This window comes from Streptomyces sp. NBC_01089 (assembly GCF_045162975.1).
GTDB lineage: Bacteria > Actinomycetota > Actinomycetes > Streptomycetales > Streptomycetaceae > Streptomyces.
Map to the genome: position 1 here is coordinate 5899959 of NZ_CP108660.1, position 18675 is coordinate 5918633.

Below are 18675 nucleotides of genomic sequence, written 5' to 3' on the forward strand. Positions count from 1 at the left end.
ACGGGCGCCCCATGGCTCAGGACGGCGGCGTGCCGAAGGCTCCCGGGTGGATCTGGTCACGGGTCGCCGCGTACTGCTGGCGTACGGCCTGCCCCACCGCGAGGTCGTCGCCCGGTTCGAGTACCCGCGCGGCCGCACCCTGCCAGGCCGGCGGGGTCTGCGGATCCAGCGTGCCCTCGGACACCCCGAGCGCCCAGGCCGCCTGCCGGGCCGCACCGACCGCCGCGTAGTCGGCGGGTTGCGGCACGACGACCTGCGCCCCGAAGATGCCGGGGGCGGCCGCCTGGACGGCGGGGAGTTCGGCGGCGGCGCCCAGCAGGAACACCCGGCGCACCTCCACTCCGCGGTCCCGCAGCACGTCCATCGCGTCCGCCAGCGAGCAGAGCATGCCCTCGAAGGCCGCCCGCGCCACATGCTCGCGTTTCATCGACTCGCGCCGCAGCCCGGAGAGCGAGCCCGCGGTGTGCGGCAGCTGCGGGGTGCGCTCGCCCTCCAGATACGGCAGGAGCACAACGCCGGAAGCGCCCGGAGTGGAGGTCAGCGCGAGCGCCGACAGGGCCTCAAGATCCTCGGCGCCCAGCAGTTCGGCGGTGCCGCGCAGCGCCCGTACGGCATTGAGCGTGTGCACCACCGGCAGATGCATCCCGGTGGCGTCGGCGAACGAGGTGATCATCCCGGACGGGTCGGACAGCGCCTCGTGGTGCACGGCCATCACCGAACCCGAAGCGCCGAGCGACACGACCACGTCGCCGACGGAGACCCCGAGCCCGAACGCCGCGGCCATCGTCTCGCCGGTGCCGGCCGAGATCAGCAGCCCCTCGGGCGTGGTCCCCGCGGAGTCGGACGGGCCGAGCACCTCGGGCAGCGCTGCCGCGTGCCCGAGAGCCAGCTCGACCAGGTCGGGGCGGTAGGCGCCGGTCGCGGCCGACCAGTAGCCGGTGCCGGAAGCGGCGCCCCGGTCGGTGATCCGCCGGGCGGGCCGCCCGAGCAGCTGCCACACGAGCCAGTCGTGCGGCTGGAGCAGCGCGGCGATCTTCGCGGCGGCCTCGGGCTCCTGCCGTACCAGCCAGCGCAGCTTCGACACCGGCTGCGCGGCCTGCGGTACGGAGCCGACGGCCTCGGCCCACGCGGACCGGCCGCCGAGCGAATCGATCAGATCCGCCGCGGCGACCTGCGCCCGCCTGTCATTGCCGATCAGCGCGGGGCGTACGAGATTGCCCTGCCGGTCCAGCGGCACCAGGCCGTGCTGCTGTGCGGACACGCCAATGGCCTGCACGCCTTCCAGCAGCCCGCCGGACGCCGCCTCGCCGAGTGAGAGCAGCCAGCTCTGCGGATCGACTTCGTACTTGTTGGCCTCACCGGCCTGATGGGCGTCCTCACCCGGCTCACCCGCCGCGCTCGTCGGCGGGTGGGGCGCATACCCCTGGCGCAGCACGGCACCTGTGTCCGTGTCGCACACGACGATGCGCGTGAAGGCGGCTGAACTGTCAAGACCGGCGACTATCCCCATACGGCCCGATTGTGCCGTACGGGTGCCGCCGGTGGTGACGTCAGGTGTTGGTGGTGCCCCAGTCGTCCTCGACCGCACCGTTACGGTCCCGCAGCGAGCGGACCCGGTGGGCCATCGCGTCGGGCATCCTGTCGCCCATCTTCTCGCTCACGGTGTGGAGCGCCTTGCCCGCGACGTCCCGCCCGTTCTGCGCGGCGGCCTCGGCCGCGTTGCGCACGGCCGGATTCTCCGCGACCTGACGGGCGGACTTCTTCAACTGCTCGTAACGCTCCCGACCGGCACGTGTGCCGATCACATAACCGAGAGCGAGTCCCACGACGAACGTCAGCTTGTACCGCATGGCTGCCTTCCCTTGTGCCGGTGCTTCCCGCCTACCCGGCCGGCGCGTGATCACCCGGGGCGGAACCGATTGGCGGAGCACCCCCCTGCTTGCGCTAATGTATGTGTCGCAGCGAGCACACGCCCCCCGGGAACGGTTCGGTGGGTACGTTCGGTGCACAGCAGCAATCCCCTGTAGCTCAATTGGCAGAGCAGCCGGCTGTTAACCGGCAGGTTACTGGTTCGAGTCCAGTCGGGGGAGCGCGGTCCCCTGTAGCTCAATTGGCAGAGCATTCGGCTGTTAACCGGAGGGTTACTGGTTCGAGTCCAGTCGGGGGAGCACATGACGGAAGAGGGCCCTCAGGGGCCCTTTTTCGTGCTGTTTTCCGCTGGGGTGGAACCGTCCTGACCTTGGCGCAGTCCTCATGGTCGAGCGATGCCGACCATCCGAGGCAGGAGATCGTATGAGCGGCTATGCTGCGGCAGACGGCGCGTACACGTGTACGCGCCACGCCGTAATGGGGCGGTAGCTCAGCCGGTTAGAGCAGCGGACTCATAATCCGTCGGCCGTGGGTTCGAGTCCCACCCGCCCCACCGGGCGTCCCCAGGCAGAATCGATCTGACCTGGGGAAACGCGTTTTTCGGGGGCGTTTTGCGTGTGGCGTTCGCCTCACAGGGGTGTGGCGAACGCTGCTCCTCACGCATCGGAAACGAGCTTCAAACGGCCTTGACCTGAGGCTTTGTGCCGTCGCCTCCGTGGGAGCGTCGTGGAACGGTCCCACGGCCGATGTGGGAGGCCGCTCACCGCATCGGCGCCGCCCCCTGCGCGCAAGGTGCGTGGCCACCGCGGGCCGAGTGCGCAGTGAGCCGCTGCGGAATGTGATTGCCTTTCACGCGCCAGGGGTCGCAAATCGAACCTCAGAGTCTCCTGGGCGAGGCCGGCTACGGTTCTGGAGGCCGATCCGGTGACGCTCGCCCGGCGTTGGGACCGGCTGCGCGGTGAGCGCCTCGTCTGGGCCACATGGCTGCCCCTGGCCGAGTACGGCAAGCGGACTGCGATCATTGACGTCAGCTCGGGCGGTCGTCTTGGGGCGCGGGCAGTTACGAGGCCCTGTACAGCTACGTACTGGTCCGCTTCCCACCCCAACATCACCCGGCTGCGTACCAACCTGGTCTTCGAGGGCAAGAACGCCGGCCGCTGGCGGCTGCGCACTCGATCCAGGGCCGGTCACGGCTCTGACGGCGCGGCGGCGGCCCGTGTCCTCCCGGCCCCGGGAGGTCAACGAGACCGACGTCCTGGTGGCGGCGGCGCGCCCCACCACTGCGGAGATCGCCGAACGGCTCGACATCGACCCACGCAGGGCGCGCCAGAGCATCAGCTTCCTGCTGGGAACCGGACGCGTCACGCTGCGCACCGAGATGGCCCGCGCCGCGTCCGGGTGGCCAGCGGCCGCTCACCTGTTCATGCAGGTCCCGGCGGCAGAGCGCAGCCGGGCTGCGGTGCAACTCGGGCGGCTCAGCGACGCACGTGCGGTCTGCTCGGTCCTGGGGCCGCTCGGCATTGCCCTGACCGTCTGGACGCGCACGCTCGACGACGTCGCCCGGCTGGAAACCCTGATTGAGGAGAGCATGCCCCATGTCCGCGTCACGGACAGGGCCGTGGTCCTGCGCACCGTGAATCGGGCCGGCAACCTGCTGGACGAGACCGGACGCCCTTACGGGTACGTTCTGCCTGCCCCTGCGGACCGGAGGGACGTGCTGTCGATGTACCGGTGAGTCGGACCATGTCAATCCCCTTGCAGTTGAGTCAGGCTATGGAGCCAGCCCCGGATCGCCGGGGGTGCGGCCGCGCGGCGGCCATGTCTTCGCATGCGGCCACGTCATGGAGAAGCTGGCTTCGCCCTCGAAGACGAGCCGACTCCGCGGGCCGCCGTGGGCCTCGCCGCCCAGACGACACGTTCTGTACTCACCCAGCGACCGCACTCACCCGCTTCGTCGGCGAGACGGAACCCATGCGCGTGGTGCTGCGGGCGTCGCCCTGGCGAGGCACGGTGCAGTAGACGCGCTCAAACCTGGTTCTTACCGGCAAGCGTCAGAGGAAGAACCCGGCCTGGCCGCCAGCTGGGCACTCGCCGAATACGAGAACGTTCAGATGCATCCCGAGCCTTCACCCGTGTCCACGCCGACTTCTCCTCGCCCCTGCAGTTCGCCACACGGCCTCATGTGAGTGCGACCCCATGGTGAGCCGTAGCCTCACCGCGACGAATAGTCGTAGAAGCCTCGGCCGGCTTTGCGTCCCAGGTGGCCGGCTTCGACCATGCGTGACAGCAGGGGCGGCGGTGCGTACAGCGGTTCCCTGAACTCCGCGTACAGGGACTCGGCGATGGCCAACGTGGTGTCCAGCCCGACGTGATCGGCCAGACGGAGCGGCCCCATGGGGTGGGCGCAGCCGCGGACCATGCCGTCGTCGATGTCCTGCGCCACGGCGAATCCGGACTCGAACATCCGGATGGCGGAGAGTAGGTAGGGGATGAGCAGGGCGTTGACGACGAAGCCGGCGCGGTCTTGGGAGACGATGACGCGGCGTCCCAGAACGTCAGCGGCGAAGTGGTGGAGGCGGTGCCACGCGGTGTCGTCCGTCTTCAGGGTCGGTACGAGTTCGACCAGGTCGAGTACCGGTACGGGATTGAAGAAGTGCAGCCCCATGACCTGACCGGGCCGGGTGGTGGCGGAGGCGAGTTTCATGATGGGGATCGACGAGGTGTTGGACGTCATCAGCGCATCGGGCTGAACCATGATCTTGTCCAGGGCCGAGAAGATGCCGAGCTTCATCTCCGCGTTCTCCGGCGCGGCCTCGACGGCGAGGTCCCGGTCGGCGAACGCGTCGAGGTCGGTGGTGAAGCGCAGTGCTTCGCGTGCGAGGTCGCGTTCTTGGGCGGTGAGTCTGCCGCGGTCCGTGGCTTTGCCCAGCGACTGTTCCACCCGGTTGCGGCCGGCTGTCAGGGCGGCTGGGCTCACCTCGTACACCAGTGTGTCGAGCCCTGCCCGTGCGCATACTTCGGCGATTCCGGAGCCCATGAGCCCGCAGCCGATCACGCCGACCTTGCTGATGTCATGAGGAGTGGTGCTCATCGCTTGACTCCGTCGGACGGCAGGTTGCGGGCCATGACGATGCGCTGGACCTGGTTGGTGCCCTCGTAGATCTGCGTGATCTTGGCGTCGCGCATCATGCGCTCGACGGGGTAGTCACGGGTGTAGCCGTAGCCGCCGAGGAGCTGGACGGCGTCGGTGGTGACCTCCATGGCGACGTCGGAGGCGAAGCACTTGGCCGCGGCGCCGAAGAAGGTGAGGTCGCCGTCGAGGCGCTCGGACTTGGCGGCGGCCGAGTAGGTGAGCTGGCGGGCGGCCTCCAGCTTCATGGCCATGTCGGCGAGCATGAACTGGATGCCCTGGAAGTCACCGATCGGCTTCCCGAACTGCTTGCGCTCCTGGACGTAGCCCTTGGCGTAGTCGAGGGCGCCCTGCGCGATGCCGAGGGCCTGGGCCGCGATCGTGATGCGGGTGTGGTCCAGGGTCTTCATCGCGGTGGCGAAGCCGGTGCCCTCGTCGCCGATCATGCGGTCGGCGGGGATACGGACGTTGTCGAGGTAGACCTCGCGCGTCGGGGAGCCCTTGATGCCGAGCTTCTTCTCCGGGGCGCCGAAGGAGACACCCTCGTCGGCCTTCTCGACGACGAACGCCGAGATGCCCTTGGAGCGCTTCGTCGGGTCGGTGACGGCCATGACCGTGTAGTAGTCGGAGACGCCCGCGTTGGTGATCCAGCGCTTCACACCGTTGAGGACCCAGAAGTCGCCGTCGCGGACGGCCTTGGTCTTCATGCCGGCCGCGTCGGAGCCTGCGTCCGGCTCGGACAGGGCGTACGAGAACATCGCGTCGCCCTTGGCGAGCGGGCCCAGGTACTTCTTCTTCAGGTCCTCGGAGCCGGAGAGGATCACCGGGAGCGAGCCCAGCTTGTTCACGGCCGGGATCAGGGAGGAGGACGCGCAGACGCGGGCCACCTCCTCGATCACGATGACCGTGGCGAGCGCGTCGGCGCCCGCGCCGCCGTACTCCTCCGGGACATGCACCGCGTGCAGGTCCGAGGCGACCAGGGCGTCCAGCGCCTCCTGCGGGAAGCGCGCCTCCTCGTCCACCACGGCGGCGTGCGGGGCGATCTTCGCCTCGGCGAGCGAACGGATCGCCTCGCGGAGCATGTCGTGCTCCTCGGCCGGACGGTACAGGTCGAAGTCAGGCATGTTTCCTCGTTCGTTCATCGAGCGGAAGCGAACCGGGAAGCAGGATGCTGCCCCGGCATGGGCGTGGGGGCGTGCGGCGCCGGATGCAGCGCCGCACGCAGGCCGGGCCCGTGTGGCGGTTGAGGCGATCGGGTCGGGCACACCCTCGAGTGTCCGATCTGCGGAGTGTGCGGCTCCGCATGACTCGCCTCGCGCGCCACACCGGCCCGGTGTCTAGGGGCGGACGCCCGCCGGCGTGGTGTGCGGTGTCCGGTCGGTGTCCGCGGAGGGCCGCGTGAACCGGGTGAAGTACTCCAGGGCAGAGATGTCGTCGACGGCCTCGCGGCCGGCGACCTGGCCGATGGCGGCGCCCTGCAGCAGGCGCTTGACGGGGACTTCGAGCTTCTTGCCGGTCCGGGTGTGCGGCACGGCCGGCACCTCGATGATCGTGTCGGGGACGTGCCTGGGCGAGGCGTGCGTGCGAATGGCGGCCCTGACGGTGTCGCGCAGGTCCTCGTCGAGTACGTGGCCGGGCTCCAGGACCACGAACAGGGGCATCCAGTAGCCGCCGTCCGGGAGTTCGGCGCCGATGACGAGGCTTTCGCGGATGCCGGGCAGCTCGTCCACGACGGCGTATATGTCGGCGCTGCCGAGTCGTACCCCGTGCCGGTTGAGGGTGGAGTCGGAGCGGCCGGAGACGATGACGCTGCCGTGTGGGGTGCGGGTCATCCAGTCGCCGTGCCGCCAGACACCGGGGTAGGAGCCGAAGTACGCCTGGTGGTAACGGGTGCCGTCGGGGTCGTTCCAGAAGTGGATCGGCATGGAGGGCATGGGTCGGGTGACGACGAGTTCACCGACTTCTCCGGTGACGGGGCGGCCATGGCTGTCGAAGGCGTTCAGTGCGACGCCGAGCATGGGGGCGGAGATCTCGCCTGGCCACACCGGTGTGTTGGGGGCGCTGCCGGCGAAGCCGCTGACGATGTCGGTGCCGCCGCTGGTCGAGGCGACCTGGACATCGGGGCCCACGTGGTCATGGACCCAGTGGTACGACTGGGCGGGCAGGGGGGCGCCGGTGGAGCCGAGCACGCGTAGGGCCGACAGGTCGAGGTCGCGTCCGGGCACGAGGCCGGCCTTGGCGGAGCTCTGCAGGTAGCCCGGGCTGACGCCGAGGACGGTGGTCCGATGTTCGGCGGCCAGTTCCCACAGGCGTTCAGGACCGGGGTGGGCCGGGCTTCCGTCGTAGAGCACGATGGTCGCGCCCACCAGGAGGCCGGAGACCACCAGGTTCCACATCATCCAGTTGGTGGTGGTGTACCAGAGGAAGCGGTCCCCGGGCCCGAGGTCGAGGTGCAGGCCGAGGAGTTTGTGGTGGTCGAGCAGAACACCGCCGTGACCGTGGACGATGCCCTTGGGGTTCCCGGTGGTGCCGGAGGAGAAGAGAACCCACAGCGGTGCGTCGAACGGGACCTGCTCGAAGCCACACTCCGCGGGGTCGGCGAGGGCGTCGTCCCAGCTCACCGCAGACGGGTGGGGCAGGATGGGCAGGCCGAGGTTCGGCACCTGCACGGTGACGCGGACGGACGGAAGCGCGGCACGCAGCGCGGCGGATTCCGCGCGGCGGTCGTGTCGGCGGCCGTTCCATCGGTATCCGTCGGCAGCGAAGAGAACGGCCGGTTCGAGCTGCGCGAAACGAGTGGCTGCGCCCTCTGCACCGTAGTCCTGGCCGCAGGCCGACCAGACCGCGCCGATGGCGGCAGAGGCCAGGAACGCCACGACGGCATGCCGGGAGTTGGGCAGGTAGCCGACCACACGGTCCCCGGCGGTGACTCCCTGACGGCGCAGCCACGCTGCCAGTGCGCCGACCTGGCTGCGCAGTTCGGCCCAGGTGATGTGCTGGGTCGTGCCGCTCTCGTCGACCGATATCAGCGCGGTGCCGGTGGGATCGTCCGTACGCAGGGCGTGCTCGGCGTAGTTCAGCCGGCCGCCGGGGAACCAGCGGGTGGCCGGCATCGGCGCGTCGTCGAGGACCCGGTCCCATGTACCGGTCATCCGGACGTCGAAGAACTCGCTGACGGCCGCCCAGAAGCCGGGCAGATCCTCGATCGACCACGCCCAGAGGGACTGGTAGTCGGTGTGGGCGACGCCAGTGCGCCGGGCGACGAAGTCGGTGAAACGAGCGATGCGTGAGCCGGTGGTCACCGACGTGTCGGGCACCCAGATCGGCTCGCCGGACGTGGCCGTGTGCGACGTGGTCATGACTCACCTCCAGCGGTGATGACGGGCGTGGGGGACGGGACGGCACTGGTGGAGGAGCGGGGCGAGACCAGTTGCTCTTCCAGGTCGTCGACGAGCCTGGCGAGGCCCTCTGGTGTCGCGGCGGTGCCGAAGAGGTAGTGATCGGGGCGGATCACCACGCCTGTCTGCCTTATTCCGGCGAGATGGGGGAGGTAGAAGCCGTCCAGGTCGACGGCGGCCACCTCCTCGTCGGCGTGTGCCCCCGGCGGTGTCAGGTGCAGAAGGCGTGCCCCGATGCTTTTCAGGAAGGCCAGTTGGCGTGCGGACAGCATCGTGCGGGGGTCGGTGACGGAGGCGACGACGAAACCGCGGCCGACCACTTCGTTGAGCAGGCCGGCGCGCCCGCGGTACGAGATACGTGCCTGCCGGCTCAGCAGCCCTGCGGTTCCCGCTTCGCCGCGGGCGACGAGCCCGTTGCTCAGCACGGTCGGGGGCAGCCGCGGCAGGGCCCGTTCCGGGTCGGCTCCATGACTGATCATGTGAGCGTCCCGCACGGCTGCCTCGCGGGCGTCCGTGACGCAGATGACCTTGCCGAGCTCGACGGACATCCCGATGGCGTGCTGAACATGGGCGCTGCGCTCGGTGCCATAGGTGTCAAGGAGGGCCGGGGCTGCGGCGCCGCGCAGGACCAGGTCCAGTTTGAAGGTGAGGTTGGCGGCGTCCCGGATGCCGGAGCACATGCCCTGGCCTGCGAACGGCGGCATCAGGTGGGCCGAGTCGCCGGCCAGCAGCAGGCGACCGGTACACCAGGTGTCGGCCCACTGGGCCTGGAAGGTGTAGACGGCGTGCCGCTCCAGGTCGCACGTCTCCGGGGTCATTCCGAAGGGCGCGAGCAGCCGCCAGGCGGCGGATTCGGTGTCGAGTTCCTCCACCGACTCCCCGGGCATGCGCATGAACTCCCAGCGCCGTCGGCCCGGCCCGCCCGACACTACGGTTGTGGGCCGCTGCGGATCGCAGATCTGCAGGTTCACGGGGTCCCACGTACGCGGGATGCGGGGGCGGACGTCGACGATGAGCCAGTCGTAGAAGAAGCCGAGGTCCGTCATACGGGTGGGCATGTGGGCGCGTACGAAGCTGTTGGCGCCGTCTGCGCCCACGACCCAGTCGGCGCTCAGTTCGTGCTGTCGACCGGTGGTGTCCCGGGCGGTCACGGTGACGTCCCGTTCGGTCTCGACCAGGCCGATGGCCTCGTGGCCGCGCAGGACCGACACGTTCGGATGCGTCTCGGCGGCCTCGGCCAGCGCTGTCTCCAGGTCTGGCTGGTACGTCATGGAGGCGCGCGGCCAGCCGGACGGTCCGGGGCCCGACCAGTCGAACGTCAGCAGAGGGGTGCCGTCCGCGTTGCGCCACTCGTAGGTGTCGGCCGGTTCCGACAGGGTTCCGAGCCGGTCGCCGATTCCCGCGTCGGCGAGCAGCCGGGCGACCTCGTCGTCGAAGTGCACGGCGCGCGGCAGGGGATAGGGGCTGGGCCACTGTTCCAGGAGGGTGACCTGCCAACCGTCCCGGGCCAGGAACAGGGCGGTGGTCAGGCCGACCGGGCCGGCTCCGACGATGAGGACGTCGCTGCGGCCGGAACGGCCGGTGGGCTGGTGCATGGTGGTCGTCCTCACTCGGTCGGTGCGTGAGCGCCGGTCATCAGGGCTGCCAGGTCCTCCGGTGCGAGGAATGACGGGGGAGGGGGCGGGCCCCAGGCGTACAGCGACTTCATGCCCTCGAAGACGCCGGGCTTCCACAGGGCGTCGTCGACGATGCAGTCGAGGTCGGAGTAGTACTCGGAGAAGGTCCCGGCCGGGTCCTTCAGGTACCAGAAGAAGTTCGAGCCTATGTAGTGGCGGCCGAGCCCCCAGGTGTGGCGGTCGGGGTCGGCCTCCAGCATGGTGGTGGCGCCGCGGCCGATCTCGTCGACATCGTCGACCTGCCACGAGGTGTGGTGCAGGAAGGCGACCGGCGCCTGCTGCACCAGAACGTTGTGGTGGTCGCTGGAGCAGCGCATGAACGCGGCCAGGCCCTTGACGGTGTCACTGACCTTGAACCCCAGCCCCTCTTGGAAGAAGCGCTGGGAGGCCTCCTGGTCCGTGGAGCCGAGGACCACGTGCCCGAGCTTGCGCGGTCGCACCGGTCCCTCGCGCAGGATGCCCGGAGCGCGGTGCCCGAGTCGGGCGTCGGCGCCCGGGGCGTTGTGCAGGGGTGCGGGCGCGGGCGTCTGCCGAAGACGCGGGGCGAGTTCCACGCGTACGAGGACCTCGGTGCCCGGATCCACGGCGGTCACGCTGTCGGCTGTGCGGTGGACAGGTATGTCCAGCCCGGTGAGCGAGGCGGAGACCCGGTCCAGGTCGTCGGGGTTGTCGGCACCCACGCCGAGTTCGACGAGGCGGCGCCTGGGGGAGTGCACGATGCGCAACTGCTCGCCGCCGTCGGCGGTGGACAGGGTGTGCGAGGGCTGCGGTGCGGTGGCGTCGCCCGTAGGGCTGTCCGCGGGCGTGAGGCCGAAGTCGGCATAGTAGGCGGCCGTCTGCTCGACGTTCGGCACGCCCATGACGATCTGGGTCAGTCGGTGCAGTGACATGGTGCGGCTCTTTCGGATCGGCGAGACGGGCCTGTGACGGCCTCGTGTGGCCGTCGTCCTACTGCCTCGCGGTTGGTCAGGGGGCGAGCATCGGGTTGCGCAGGGTCCCGATGCCCTCGATCCAGGTGACCAGGACGTCTCCCGGGGCGAGGAACTTCTGAGGGGTGCGGGCGCCGCCGACGCCGGCCGGGGTGCCCGTGAAGATCAGGTCTCCGGGCTCCAGCGGACACACGGCGGACAGGCGGGTGATGAGTTCCGGGATGTCGAAGACCATCTCGGAGGTTCGGCTCTTCTGCAGGACTTCCCCGCCTTCGAGCCTGCAGCCCAGCTCCAGGTCGTCCGGGTTCGTGAACTCGTCGGTACTGACGAGCTCCGGGCCGAGCGGGGCGAAGCCCGGGTAGGACTTGCCGAGGGAGAACTGCGGCGCCGGGCCTGTCAGTTGGAGACGACGTTCCGAGAGGTCCTGGCCCACGGTCAGCCCGGCCACGTAGGACCAGGCCGTCTCCCGCGTCGCGTGGTGGCAATGGCGGCCGATGACGGCGACGAGCTCGGCCTCCCAGTCGACGAGTCCTTGAGGGAGTGTGACGGCCGTCTCGTGGCCGGTCAGGGACGTGCGGAACTTGGTGAAGACGGCCGGTTCCGACGGTACATCCAGCTTCGACTCCGCGATGTGGTCGAGGTAGTTCAGGCCGACCGCGAAGATCTGGGCGGGCCGGGGAGCGGGCGGCCCCCACACCGTTCCGGCGTCCGTGCCGACCGAGGGCGTTGCTGCCGCATCCGGTGATGCCAGGAACTCCTGGGTCCAGGAGGAGAACGCCTCCCAGTCGTCGTAGGCGGCCTGTGCGTCGGGACCGAAGCGTCCCCCGCTTGCCTCTGCGGCGTCGAGATAGCCGTTCGGGCCCTTGAAGGCCAGTCGTCCGTCGAGGTGCGCCAGGCGCATGAGGTTCTCCATACCGTGCGATGTCGTGCGGGTGTCTGCAGCGCAAGTCTTGCTGCGCAATCTCACGCATGCAAGAGATTAACGATAATTATCTATAGTGTCGCTCAGCTGCTACGGTGTGTGGTCATGGCTGGTGAGAAGGCAACAAGGGGCGGCGTCGTCTACGCGCAGATCCGCGAGGACATCTTCCAGGGGGTGTTCGAACCGGGGCAGCGGCTGCGCCTGGTGGAGCTGTCCCAGCGTTTCTCGGTCAGTCAGTCGGTCGTGCGCGAAGCGCTCACGCGTCTGTCCGAGCAGGGGCTCGTCCACGCCGCACCGCAGCAGGGCTTCAGCGTGGTCACGGTGTCGCTGGCGGATTTGAACGAACTGACGGAAGCCAGGGTCGAGATCGAGACCCTGGTTCTGCGCCGGTCGATGGAGCGCGGTGGCATCAGGTGGGAGTCGTCGGTGGTCGCGGCCCACCACCACCTGGCCGGGACCCCCGGGATACGGGCCGAGGGCACCCTGAACAGCGATTGGTTCCCCGTGCACGAGCGCTTCCACCAGACCCTGCTGGAAGGGTGCGGGAACGCCCGGCTGCTGGCCGCCGCCCTCAGCCTGCGGGACGCGGCCACGCTCTACCGGCGCTGGTCGTGGCCCGTCGGCCATGACACCGAACGCGACGTAGCAGGCGAGCACCAGGCGCTCGTCGATGCCGTCCTGGCCAAGGATGCCGACGCGGCGGCCGCACTGTTGGCCCGGCACATCGACCGGACCTCCGAAGCTCTGCGTCTGGTGATCGAGAACGACCCTGCAACGGTGGCGTAGCCCCACCGGGCCACGCCCTGGCTGAATGCGGCCGTGCGGCTCGGATGAGAGCTGCGACGCCCGGCGGCATCCCGAGCGTCGGGAGTCCGGAGACGGCCGACGTGGCAACGCGGCACACACCGCTCTCATGACGGCAAGTACGACGTTATGACGGCTTACCGCGATCCCGGCTCCTCCGGCTGGATCCGCCGGCCTACCCCCGGCCTCGCGCACGCGTCTCACACGCCCACCAGTTCGGCGCCACCATCGCCGAAGCGACCGACCGCCTCGGCCCTCAGCCTGTCGCCGTCGCCGTCGCCGCGGAGCTGGCCCGCGTCATCACGCGCGAGGTTCCCGAACTGGGAGGCGGCCCGGGGCCCTTCGAAACCCTCTCCGCATGGGCACCGAACCCGCGACGCTGCGCGCACAGCTCCTGCTGGCCGACAAGGCGGCCGACCACGCGGTCCCCGAGGAATCCCTGCTCGGAGACCGCGAGTTCGCCCGGCGACGAATCGGCCTGGACTAGGTGCTGTGAGGCATCCGAGTCGCGCACGCCGCGCTGACGCACCCCCTGATGACCGCCTGCCAAGAACGGACCACCCCGTCCGAACGAGCCCAGCAGTTCCGCCGCATCTCCGAACTTCTCTTCGGCTTCATGGGCCAGTTCTTCTCCCGGATCACAGCCGAATACCTGGCCGAGCACGACCGGTGGCTCACCAGCGGAGCCGCCGCCCGCGAGGAGACCGTTCGAGCGATCCTCGACGGCCGACCGGTCCGGGAGGAAACAGCGCGCGAGCTCCTCGCCTACCGGCTCGAGGGCCGCCATCTGGCCGTCATCGCCTGGTCCGACAGCCCGGCCGCCGACACCACAGGTGAACTGTAGAGCCTCACCGCCGGACTGCTTCACCTGCGCGGCTGCTCCTCCCCACCGGTCGAACCACCCTGTGGGCATGGGGAGACCTGCAAGCCCCGTACCCCGCCGGGTTACCCGGGGACCACGCGTACCCGGACGGCTTCCGCTTCGCCTTCGGCTCGTACGCGTCGGGATGCCAGGTTTCGCCAGTCGCACTATAGAGGCGTGAGGGTCCTGCCTCAGCGGTCGCCGAGCCGGTCCAGGACGTCTCGCGTGGTGCCGCACTCCCCGAGCCGGGGGAAGACGCGCTCGATGCTGTTCTCCTGGGCCGGGGCGCTCATGTCGGTCATGGCGTCCGTGGGCAGCGTGACGTTGAACCCGAGTTCGCTCGCGTGCCGGGCGGTCGACTCGACGCCGTAGGCGGTCGCCACCCCGCACACCACGACCTGGGTGACCCCGCGCTTGTTCAGGAACTCCGCCAGCGGGGTGCCGGTGAACGCGCCCCAGGCCCGTTTGACGACCACCAGGTCGTCGTCCGCCGGCTCCAGTTCCGCCATCAGTTCGTTCCAGTCCGCGGGCAGCTTGTCCTTGAGCTGGGCCAAGCTCGCCGGGGCATCCGCCCGGCCGTAGCTGCCGCCCCGGGGATCGACCTCTGTGAGTACCACCGGTAGCCCGCGGGCGCGGAACTCCCGGGCCAGGGCGGCTGCGTTGGCCACGACCTCGGTGATCGGGTCGGTGTAGGGGAATACGCGGACGGCGTTCTGGAGGTCAACCACCACCAGGGCGGTCATGTCGTCGATGCGGGTCACGGTCATGGGTCAGATCTTCCTTCCGAAGATGCGCTGCGCTGTTCCTATGTTGATCTCGTAGGCGTCGTCCGGTGTCTTCTCCAGCTCTGTGTCGAGCCGGTTCGTGTACTCGGCGGCCATCACGAGGGGAGCCGCCGGCATGTCGGTGCCGAACAGCACGTGGTCGGCACCGGCGAAGGTCAGCAGGCCCCGAAGGGTCGCGGGGTTGGTCGACAGTGCCGTGTCGAAGTAGAACTTGTGCAGGTCCTCCAGTACGGACTGCGGGGTCACGGCTGGGTTGGTCACCGCCAATCCTTCGAAGCGGGTGACCTGGTACGGCAGGAAGCCGCCCGCGTGGGAGAGGATCACCTTGACCGACGGGAAGTCCCGTAGCACTCCGTTGACGACCATGTGCAGTGCGGTCCTGGTCGTGTCGAAGGGCCACTCGGCCCAGCCCTGGAGACCGGGGAGGTCAGTGAGACCCACCGGCGAGGTGGGGTGGACGTGGACGACCGCCCCGCGCCGGTCGAGCGCCTCCCACAGGGGCCGGAAGGCCGTGTCCCCGAGGTATCTGCCGCCCGCGTTGCTCAGGACCGCGACGCCGTCCGCGCCCAGCTCGTCCAGGGCGTACTCGGCCTCGGCCACCGCGGCCTGCGGGTCGAGCAGCGGCAGACACGCCAGCAGTCCGAAGCGGTCCGGGCGTTGCGTGACCGCTTCGGCGCCGTACTCGTTGACCGCCCGTGCCAGGGCTGTCGCCGCCCGCGGGTCCCCGAACAGGGCGCCGGGGCTCGTCAGCGAGAGCATGGAGACGCGGACACCGGTCGTGTCCATTGCCCGCAGGGCGTCTGTCTCCGACCAGGTCGCGATGTTCGCTATATGGGGGTCTATCGCAGCCGCCGCCTCCTTCCAGAAAGGGGGCGCGAGGTGCCGGTGCACGTCGACTCGTTCGCCGTCGTGGGTCATGGGGATCTCCTTCTGTGCTGGTGCACGGCCCGCCGCGCGGCAGGGCGGCGAGGGGGCGGGCGCCCACTCCCGACGGCTACACTGAGTACCGTACCGTTCCGTACTTATTGGAGTTGTGGCATGAGTGTTCCGACGTCGGAGCCGGTCCGCCGGCCACGGGTCACCGAGGACCGTGCCTCCGACCTGCTGAACGTTGCTTTGGAGGTCCTGCGCGAGGTGGGCTACGAGGCGTTGACGATGGACGCGGTGGCGGCCCGGGGCCGGTGCAGCAAGGCGACCCTGTACCGCCTGTGGGGCGGCAAGCCCCGGATGATCGGGGCGGCCCTGCGGGCCGGCCGGCCTGCCGACGCCACCACCGTGGACACCGGGTCGCTGCGCGGCGACCTGGTGTCCCTGGCCCGACTGGCAGCCGCACAGGTGGCCCGGGACACCCCCCTCGTCGCGGCCCTGGCGCACGCCGCCCTCCAGGACGAGGAGCTGGCCCGAGCCTTGCACGAGTCCCTGCTGGCGCAGGAGGACCTCGGCGTCTTCGTCGCGCGGGCGGTCGAGCGGGGGGAGCTGCCCGAGACGCCGGCGGCTACGACCTTCTTGCCGCAGCTGTTCTTCGCCGGCTGCTTTACCCGGCCTCTGTTCGAGAACACCTATGCGGACCTCAACTATATTGTCGAGTTCATCGATTCCGTGATCCTGCCCGTCCTCAGGTACCGGCCCTGACGTCTGCGGGCGCATAGCGGGCGAAGTACTGCAGGGCCGCGTAGTCGTCCACGGCCTCGGGGTTCACCACCCGCTCCGGGGCCACGCCCTGGAGGACGCGCTTGACCGGGACCTCCAGCTTCTTGCCTGTGCGGGTGTGCGGGACGGCCGGAACGGCGATCACCGTGTCGGGGACGTGCCACGGGGAGGCCTGGGTGCGCAGAGTGGTGGTGATCTCCTCACGGAGCGCGTCGTCCAGCTCGTGCCCCGGTTCCAGGACGACAAAGAGGGGCATCCAGTAGCCCCCGTCGGGGAGTTCCGCGCCGATCACCAGGCTCTCGTGGACGGCCGGCAGGCCCTCGACGACGGCGTGCACGTCGGCGCTGCCGAGCCGTACGCCGCCTCGGTTGAGGGTGGAGTCGGAGCGGCCGGAGAGCACCATGCCGCCGTGGTCCGTGATGGTCAGCCAGTCGCCGTGCCGCCACACACCCGGCCACCGCTCGAAGTAGGCCTCGCGGTAGCGGCTGCCGTCGGCGTCGTTCCAGAAGTACACCGGCATTGATGGCATCGGCCGCGTGACGACCAGCTCGCCGACATCGCCCCTGACCGGCCGGCCCTCTTCGTCCCAGGAGTCGAGGGCGACCCCGAGGAGGGGTACCGACAGCTCGCCGGGCCACACCGGCACGGTCGTCGCGCCGCCCGCGAAGCCGGTGACGACGTCGGTGCCGCCGCTGACGGAGGTGAGCTGCACGCGCTCCCCGACGTGGTCGCGGGCCCACAGGGATGAGGCAGCCGGCAGCGGGGCGCCGGTGCAGCCGATGGAGCGCAGTGCGCCGAGGCCGTGGTCCCGGCCGGGCGACAGTCCCGCCTTCTCCGAAGCGAGCAGATAACCGGGGCTCACGCCGAGGACGCTGACCCGGTGATCTTCGGAGAGCTGCCACAGCCGGTCGGTGTCCGGGAAGGTCGGGCTGCCGTCGTACAAGACGATCGCGGCACCCACCAGCAGTCCGGAGACCAGCAGGTTCCACATCATCCAGTTGGTGTTCGTGTACCAGAGGAAGCGGTCCCCGGCACGTACGTCGTGATGGAGGCCGACGACCTTGTGGTGCTCGACGAGGACGCCGCCGTGGCCGTGCACGATGCCCTTCGGGACACCAGTTGTGCCGGAGGAGTACAGGACCCAAAGGGGAGCGTCGAAAGGGAGGCGGGCGAACTCGGGCTCTGCGTCTACTGCGGTCGCCTCAGCCCAGGTGACGGACGGGCCGCCGCTCTCCCCCTCGGTCACCGGCAGGCCGAGGTTCGGCACCCGCACCAGGTGGCGGACGCTGGGCAGCGCTGCCCGCAGTCGGGCACTCTCGGCACGCCGATCGTACTCCTTGCCGTTCCACCGGTAGCCGTCGGCGGCGAAGAGCACGATCGGTTCGAGCTGGCTGAGCCGGCCCGCCGCGCCGGCCGTCGCGTAGTCCTGGCCGCAGGCCGACCAGACGGCGCCGATGCTCGCCGCGGCGAGGAAGGCGATCACCGCGTGCTGTGTATGAGGGAGGTACCCGGCGACCCGGTCGCCCGGCCCTACGCCGACCATGCGCAGCCAAGCGGCGAGGGCGGACACGTCGCGGCGTAGCGTGGCCCGGTCCGTCTCGGTGACGGCCCCGTCCTCGGCCACGGAGATCAGCGCGACGTCCTCGTCCCGTCCGGCGCGCAGGGCGTGCTCGGCGTAGTTGAGGCGGGCCCGGGTGAACCAGCGGGCGCCGGGCATCCCGGCGCTGTCATCGAGGACGGTCCCGTAGGAGGTGTCGGAGATGATGCCCGACCAGTCCCACACAGCGGACCAGAAGCCCGGCAGATCCTCCACGGACCACTGCCACAGCTCCCGGTACCCGGGGAAGGAGCGGCCGGTGCGCTCGCCGGCGTACGTGGCGAAGCGGGCGAGTTGCGTGTCCTCGGCGTCGGGGCCTGGGAGCCACACGGGGGTCGCGTTCGGGGCAGGCGGGGTGGTCATGCGGCGATCCTCCCAGCGGCCGGCGCCCGCTCAAGACTGTGGACATGCTCGAGCTTGCCGGACCGGACCCTGCCCTCGCGCAGGATGCCGAGGGCCCGCTTGTGGAGGCCGGCGGTGACGCCGGGAGCGTCGTAGGGGTCGACCTCGGCCGGGCTCCGGGTGACGCGCGCGGCGGTCTTGACCTGGACCAGCACCTCGGTGCCGGGATCAACGGCGCACACGCTGCCGGGAGCGCCGTCGACGGTCGAGAACAGGGCTGGCGTGGCGGGCGGGGCGCTCTCCTCCGTGACGAGGCTGAGCCCGAAGTCGGTGCAGTAGGCGGCCGTCCGCTCGACGTGCGGCACGCCCATGAGGAGAGGGGTGAGACGGTGCAGGGACACGGTTCGGGTCCTTCCATGGGTCGGGGGAGGAGAAGCGGGGCGAGCCGGCGCGCCGCCGGTTTCAGTCGGGTTTCAGTGAGATGAGGGTCGCCGGGCGGCGGCGGGAATGCCGTCCGTGGGTGTGGGCGGCGCGTACGCCCCGGGGATGTGCGTGCCTCGCGGACGCGGGCCCCGCTGCCGCGGGCCCCGCTGCCGCGGGCCCCGCTGCCGCGGGACGGGTACCGCGGCCGGGGCGCAAACGTCCCCGCTCGTCTCCGCCGCGTCGGCCGGTCACCGGCGGTGGCCGAAGAAGGCCGACCGTCGAGGTTCC

Annotated in this window: 17 protein-coding genes and 3 tRNA genes; 8 read left to right on the forward strand and 12 right to left on the reverse strand. The window is 70.2% G+C overall.

The window, feature by feature from the left end; genetic code table 11:
* Nucleotides 1-16: 16 nt before the first annotated feature.
* Complete coding sequence (locus tag OG510_RS26460; RefSeq protein WP_406140060.1) at nt 17-1510, reverse strand: FGGY family carbohydrate kinase; 1494 nt, start codon at nt 1508-1510, stop codon at nt 17-19.
* A 40-nt stretch (nt 1511-1550) separates the two neighbouring features.
* A complete protein-coding gene (locus OG510_RS26465) occupies nt 1551-1850 on the reverse strand; it encodes a YtxH domain-containing protein (RefSeq protein ID WP_164258730.1) in 300 nt (99 codons plus the stop codon).
* A gap of 167 nt (nt 1851-2017) precedes the next feature.
* Between OG510_RS26465 and OG510_RS26470 the strand changes: the two genes are divergently transcribed.
* The 4 genes from OG510_RS26470 (at nt 2018) to OG510_RS26485 (ending at nt 3604) form a co-directional block, all read left to right on the forward strand.
* Nucleotides 2018-2090 (forward strand) — tRNA-Asn (locus tag OG510_RS26470).
* Between the two features lie 5 nt (nt 2091-2095).
* Nucleotides 2096-2168, forward strand: a tRNA-Asn gene (locus OG510_RS26475).
* Nucleotides 2169-2348: 180 nt separating this feature from the next.
* A tRNA-Ile gene (locus tag OG510_RS26480) sits at nt 2349-2422 on the forward strand.
* A 663-nt stretch (nt 2423-3085) separates the two neighbouring features.
* Complete coding sequence (locus tag OG510_RS26485; protein WP_406140061.1) at nt 3086-3604, forward strand: hypothetical protein; 519 nt, start codon at nt 3086-3088, stop codon at nt 3602-3604.
* Between the two features lie 477 nt (nt 3605-4081).
* Here OG510_RS26485 and OG510_RS26490 read toward each other — a convergent pair whose 3' ends face one another.
* The 6 genes from OG510_RS26490 to OG510_RS26515 form a co-directional block, all read right to left on the reverse strand.
* Nucleotides 4082-4960: a 3-hydroxybutyryl-CoA dehydrogenase gene (locus tag OG510_RS26490; protein WP_406140062.1), complete on the reverse strand. Its 879-nt coding sequence runs from the start codon at nt 4958-4960 to the stop codon at nt 4082-4084.
* Nucleotides 4957-6123 carry an acyl-CoA dehydrogenase gene (locus OG510_RS26495; RefSeq protein ID WP_406140064.1) on the reverse strand — a complete coding sequence of 389 codons (1167 nt, stop codon included), beginning with the start codon at nt 6121-6123 and terminating at the stop codon, nt 4957-4959. Before OG510_RS26495 ends, OG510_RS26490 begins: the two co-directional genes overlap by 4 nt.
* 213 nt (nt 6124-6336) lie before the next feature.
* Nucleotides 6337-8358 carry an acetoacetate--CoA ligase gene (locus OG510_RS26500; RefSeq protein ID WP_406140065.1) on the reverse strand — a complete coding sequence of 674 codons (2022 nt, stop codon included), beginning with the start codon at nt 8356-8358 and terminating at the stop codon, nt 6337-6339.
* The gene (locus tag OG510_RS26505) at nt 8355-9992 is read right to left on the reverse strand and encodes a bifunctional 3-(3-hydroxy-phenyl)propionate/3-hydroxycinnamic acid hydroxylase (RefSeq protein WP_406140066.1); all 1638 of its coding nucleotides are present in this window, start codon (nt 9990-9992) and stop codon (nt 8355-8357) included. Before OG510_RS26505 ends, OG510_RS26500 begins: the two co-directional genes overlap by 4 nt.
* An 11-nt stretch (nt 9993-10003) precedes the next feature.
* Nucleotides 10004-10963 (reverse strand): VOC family protein, encoded by a 960-nt coding sequence (locus tag OG510_RS26510; protein WP_406140067.1) that lies wholly within the window; start codon nt 10961-10963, stop codon nt 10004-10006.
* A 76-nt stretch (nt 10964-11039) separates the two neighbouring features.
* On the reverse strand, nt 11040-11903 hold the full coding sequence (locus OG510_RS26515; RefSeq protein WP_406140068.1) for a fumarylacetoacetate hydrolase family protein: 864 nt from the start codon (nt 11901-11903) through the stop codon (nt 11040-11042).
* Between the two features lie 126 nt (nt 11904-12029).
* On the opposite strand from OG510_RS26515, the gene OG510_RS26520 reads away from it, so the two are divergent.
* The 3 genes from OG510_RS26520 to OG510_RS26530 all read left to right on the forward strand — a co-directional run bounded on the left by OG510_RS26520 (nt 12030) and on the right by OG510_RS26530 (nt 13572).
* A complete protein-coding gene (locus OG510_RS26520) occupies nt 12030-12710 on the forward strand; it encodes a GntR family transcriptional regulator (protein WP_406140070.1) in 681 nt (226 codons plus the stop codon).
* 376 nt (nt 12711-13086) lie between these two features.
* Complete coding sequence (locus tag OG510_RS26525; protein ID WP_406140071.1) at nt 13087-13215, forward strand: hypothetical protein; 129 nt, start codon at nt 13087-13089, stop codon at nt 13213-13215.
* A 48-nt stretch (nt 13216-13263) separates the two neighbouring features.
* Nucleotides 13264-13572, forward strand: coding sequence for a hypothetical protein (locus OG510_RS26530; RefSeq protein WP_406140072.1), 309 nt, complete (start codon nt 13264-13266; stop codon nt 13570-13572).
* A gap of 209 nt (nt 13573-13781) precedes the next feature.
* On the opposite strand, the gene OG510_RS26535 is transcribed toward OG510_RS26530, so the two are convergent.
* Entirely contained in the window at nt 13782-14357 is a 576-nt protein-coding gene (locus OG510_RS26535) for an isochorismatase family cysteine hydrolase (RefSeq protein ID WP_406140075.1), read from the reverse strand.
* Nucleotides 14358-14360: 3 nt separating this feature from the next.
* Nucleotides 14361-15293, reverse strand: coding sequence for an amidohydrolase family protein (locus OG510_RS26540; RefSeq protein WP_406140076.1), 933 nt, complete (start codon nt 15291-15293; stop codon nt 14361-14363).
* Nucleotides 15294-15413: 120 nt separating this feature from the next.
* On the opposite strand from OG510_RS26540, the gene OG510_RS26545 reads away from it, so the two are divergent.
* On the forward strand, nt 15414-16007 hold the full coding sequence (locus OG510_RS26545) for a TetR/AcrR family transcriptional regulator (protein ID WP_406140078.1): 594 nt from the start codon (nt 15414-15416) through the stop codon (nt 16005-16007).
* On the opposite strand, the gene OG510_RS26550 is transcribed toward OG510_RS26545, so the two are convergent.
* On the reverse strand, nt 15991-17985 hold the full coding sequence (locus OG510_RS26550; RefSeq protein WP_406140079.1) for an acetoacetate--CoA ligase: 1995 nt from the start codon (nt 17983-17985) through the stop codon (nt 15991-15993). The two genes, OG510_RS26545 and OG510_RS26550, sit on opposite strands and share 17 nt — an antisense overlap.
* Nucleotides 17982-18365, reverse strand: coding sequence for a hypothetical protein (locus OG510_RS26555; protein ID WP_406140081.1), 384 nt, complete (start codon nt 18363-18365; stop codon nt 17982-17984). The genes OG510_RS26550 and OG510_RS26555 overlap by 4 nt, the downstream gene beginning before the upstream one ends.
* Nucleotides 18366-18675 lie beyond the last annotated feature (310 nt).